The sequence below is a fragment of the Longimonas sp. genome (assembly GCF_040409695.1).
Taxonomy (GTDB): domain Bacteria; phylum Bacteroidota; class Rhodothermia; order Rhodothermales; family Salinibacteraceae; genus Longimonas.
The window spans coordinates 1-3,981 of sequence record NZ_JARWGJ010000220.1 but is presented as its reverse complement, the minus strand read 5'-3'; the positions used below and the strand labels follow the sequence as shown (position 1 = coordinate 3,981).

The window sequence follows — 3,981 nt, the reverse complement described above, 5'->3', positions numbered from 1 at the left end:
CGGCCTCCAACGCCTGAGGGGATGCAGGCCGCAGCGACATTTGGCATTGCCCTCTACGTCGACGTATCTGCGCCGGTGTCGCGCGAGGAGGTCTACTGGGAGCATCCTGCTGTAGCAGGCATCGGGTGGAGTGGGCCGCTCAGCTATAGCGGATGCATACGGTGGGGGCAGATCCGGGCGGGCCTGCCGCCGTCGGTAACGCCGTATGTTGTAGCGCCGGTGACTCCGGGCGGCAGTCGCTGCACGTTCGACGAGGCCACGCTGGTGCTCGTGGATGGTCGCATGCTGGGCCGCCCGTTTGCGCGGTGGCAGGCATGGACGCAGGCACATGCCGGACCGGTCGGTCTCGCAGCGATCGGTATTCCACGGTCCGATGCAGCAGAGCCTGGGTGGACGGTACCGCGATCGGCGCAGGCCCAGGCGCGCTACCTGGAAGAACGCCTGGGCCAGGCGCACGCTCGAAGCGTACCCATCACGTTCGTTGCCGGGTGGGATGCAGACGCCAACCGCGGCCCCTCACGATTTCAACTGGCGATCGGCGAGTCGCTTACACCTGCCGGCCAGGTGACCGTATCCGCGGTAGAGGGGCGTCCCAGTCCGTTTGCGTTCGCTCCCGGAGAAAACCGTGCGTTCCAGGACAGGATATGGAGTGGGCTTGTTCTCATGGTCTGGGTTGTCCTGTTTGCAACAGCCGGATCGGTGATATACGTGCCAAGTGTGCGGCGGCTGGTGCTGCGGTATCTATCCGCGCATGTGTTCTACTGCGAGTCGGTGCGCGAGGGGCGCGATGCGACAGGGATTGCGGCGGCTCTCATCGGGGGATGCATAGCAGGGGCACTATGGGTAGGCAGTGCCGCGGTGCTGAGTGAACTTGCCTGGGTTCGGCCCGCGGTCATCGCTGCAGAAACACTTGCAAGCGCGGGGCGCGCTCTGGTCGAGGCGGCGTGGGCGGCTCCTCTCGCTGTAGCGGCGGTAGGCGTTGCGCTGTGGTCTGCAGCGCTTGCGGGATGGGCAGCACTGGTTGCGAGCGCCTCGCGCTGGGGAACTACAAAGCTGTCCTGGGCGCAGGCATTTATGCTTGGTGCATTGCCCTGGTGGGGCGTGCTGCCGTGGATGCTACTGACCATGGCAGGGGGAACTCTCTATCCGGCAGATGCCCCGCTGCTGCTCCTCGGAGGCGCGCTGATAGGATCGGCGTGGACGGTGCTTCGCACCACCTACGATGTGTATCAGACCACACAAGATTGGCTGGCAGGTGCAGCGCTGCTCCTGGCACCCGGTAGTCTGGTGCTGGGGCTGTGTGCGGGCTTTCTGTACGTCTATGGCGTCGAAATAGACTGGCTGGTGCAGGTGCTGCGCTACGCGTAGCGCGTATGTCATGAATCAGCGTACACAATCCAGACGCTACGTACAGGAGGCAGATACGCGCGCATCCCCCAGAACCCAAAAGAGGGCGGGGGATGCGCTGGGGGAAGGTAAGTAGTAGAACAGGCCACTGCTAACGCAGCACACCGGGTCGCACGCTACCGGGCGGAGGTCTCTTGCTGGTCGCGGTCGCGGCGCTGCTCCAGGCTACCCATGAGGGCGTCGAAGCCGCGACGGCGCATCACGTTCTGAAAGGAACGTGCGTATCCACCGGCGGTGCTCACGCCGTCTACCACAATGTCTTCGGCAAGCCAGGTGTCCTCGTCGCGCTTCAGCACGTAGTCGACCGGGGTCTGGGTGCCCTGGTAGCGAGTAATCGTGCGGACAAAGGCGCTATCGCCTTCTACGTCGATGCGCTCGTACGACACTTCGGAGTTGTACACCTCAAGGTCGCTGAGCGACTGCTGGCGCACCACATCCTGAAAGACGTCTACAAAGTTTGTGCGCTGCTCTTCGGAGAGATCGCTCCAGAAGGGACCGAGCGCTTCGCGTCCCATGGCGCGGAAGTCAATGAATCCGTTGATGAGCGTCATGAGCTCATCGCGCTGCTCGGTTGTGAAGTTGTCGGTGTCGCCTTCAAGGACCGACTTGATCTCGGCATCTCGGTCCTCAAGCATGGTCTGGATGGCTGCCGCTTCGTCGTCGGACGAGGGTGACTGCGCATGGGCTGTAGCCGGGATAAGCAGTGTCAGCATCAGTGCCAGCGAGAGGACGGATTGCATGCGAAGCGAAAGAGAGGACCACATAGTAGCGTACAGGGTTGGGAGCATAATATCGAGAAGGTAGGTCGATAACGGTGTATATGCTATGGTTCAATAAGCATGCCGCGCTCTGCATCGTGGGTGAGGGTGCCGGCCGTGCGCAGGAGGCGCAAGACCGATACGTTGTAGCGCCGTACGGCTTCGAGATACTCGGCGCGCGCCTCCAGGTTAGCCTGCACGGCACGTACCAGATTCTGGGGGTCGCCAAAGTCGAGGTCGAAGTTGATTTGCTCGGTCCGAAGCCACTCACGCGTGATGCGGACCGATTCATCGAGCGATTCGACCCGCTTTTCGTTGATGCGTACCTGGCGGTAGGCCTCCTCGACCTCGAACCCGATAAAGGTGTCGGCTGCCTCGCGCTGGTACTGCACCTCGGCCCGTTCGGCCTTCGCCTGGCGGACGCGTGCCCGTGTCTGGTAAAAATTCAGGTTCTGCTGAATGCCAAATCCAGTGCGCGTTCCCTGTCCACGAAATGAGTCACTGATGTATGCATTGCGCTGCCGAAACCGGCCCGGTGTAGCAGCGATGCTGTATGAAGCCTGCAGGGCGAGTTTGGGATAGTAATCGGAGCGAGCCACGTCGACAAGCGCATCGCGTGCGGCAAACCCGGCTTCGGCCTGTTTGAACTCAGGGCGGTGGCGCTGCGCAGCGTCCTGGTAGAACGCGAGCGAGTCGCCGAGCACATCGAGGGGGAGCGGCTGCAGGGCGCCGTCGGCTACGGCCACGGGCCTATCGTCATCAAGCATAAGCTGTCGGCTGAGGGCCGACCGGGCGGTGGCATGCTGTTCATTCACTTCAACGCGCCGGCGCTCGAACTCTTGCTGCGCCAGGTCGAGCTGAAAGAGGTCGGCCTCTTCAACGTCGGGGTTGCCCTCGTCGAGCAGCGTCTGCACTTCGCGACGCGCCTGTCGCAGCAGCGACTCGGCTTCGCCTGTCAGGCGGCGCAGCTCGCTGGTAAGCAGCACGTTCTGGTAGAGCTCACCTGCCCGCAGGGCCACCTCCAGGCGCTGTCCGTCAACGGCTGCCTCCTCGACCCGGGCGCCGTGCATAGCGGCCTCGACGGTCCCCGAAAGTTCGCCCCAGGTAAGCACGGGCTGCTGCAGGATAACCTCGAAGCGGTTAAACGGACGCAGGTTTTCGATGCGCCAGTTGTTTTCGACATCCGGGTTCAGGTAGAGCTGGCTGTTGGGCTGCTCGTTGTCATCGGGGATGTCGAGGCTGGGTGCAATGGAATGGGCGGTATTCAGGTTGAAGCGCGTTGCAAAGCGACTGGCGCGCGCCTCCCCGAACCGGGCATCGGCAAAGTCGCGCCGCGCCTCGCGCTCCTTGATGTCGGGGCTGGTCTGCAGCGCGCGTTCGATTGTGCTCTGCAGGTTGACCTCTACGGTGTCAGAGGGCGCCACGGCCGGCACAGATCCGTGAGCCGCGGCTGTGCTCGGATGGGCTCCCAGGAGCAGGGCCAGCGCCATGAGTATGCTGAGAGCAGTGCCGAGAGCAGTGCCAGGGTGCTTCTTGAACATTGGCACAGGGGAGGAGGCGAGTTGAGGCATAAGACGCAAAAGAGACAGCAAGAGAGTAGATCTATCAGAACAGCCGCCCTGCCCGATGGAAACGTAACAGGCCCGACCGCTGTGCATGGTAGTGCTCGTGCATTAGGCCCAACCGATCATAATTCTATGCCGACCGACAATCCAGAACCGCTTGGCAACATCTTACAGGACGTGCTTAAGCGCTTGAACAAGCACGGAAAGATCGACGAAGCCCGGGTGGTGGAGGCGTGGGCTACGCTGGTCGG

At 62.7% G+C, this 3,981-nt stretch carries 2 protein-coding genes and 1 pseudogene; 1 reads left to right on the top strand and 2 read right to left on the bottom strand.

Going from position 1 to position 3,981, the window contains the following annotated elements; translation table 11 throughout:
- Positions 1–1,368: pseudogene (locus PPP56_RS13240) on the top strand (hypothetical protein); the annotation flags it as partial.
- A gap of 155 nt (positions 1,369–1,523) precedes the next feature.
- On the opposite strand, the gene PPP56_RS13235 reads toward PPP56_RS13240, so the two are convergent.
- A complete protein-coding gene (locus PPP56_RS13235; RefSeq protein ID WP_353564526.1) occupies positions 1,524–2,171 on the bottom strand; it encodes an MlaC/ttg2D family ABC transporter substrate-binding protein in 648 nt (215 codons plus the stop codon).
- Between the two features lie 59 nt (positions 2,172–2,230).
- The gene (locus PPP56_RS13230) at positions 2,231–3,736 is read right to left on the bottom strand and encodes a TolC family protein (protein ID WP_353564525.1); all 1,506 of its coding nucleotides are present in this window, start codon (positions 3,734–3,736) and stop codon (positions 2,231–2,233) included.
- Positions 3,737–3,981 lie beyond the last annotated feature (245 nt).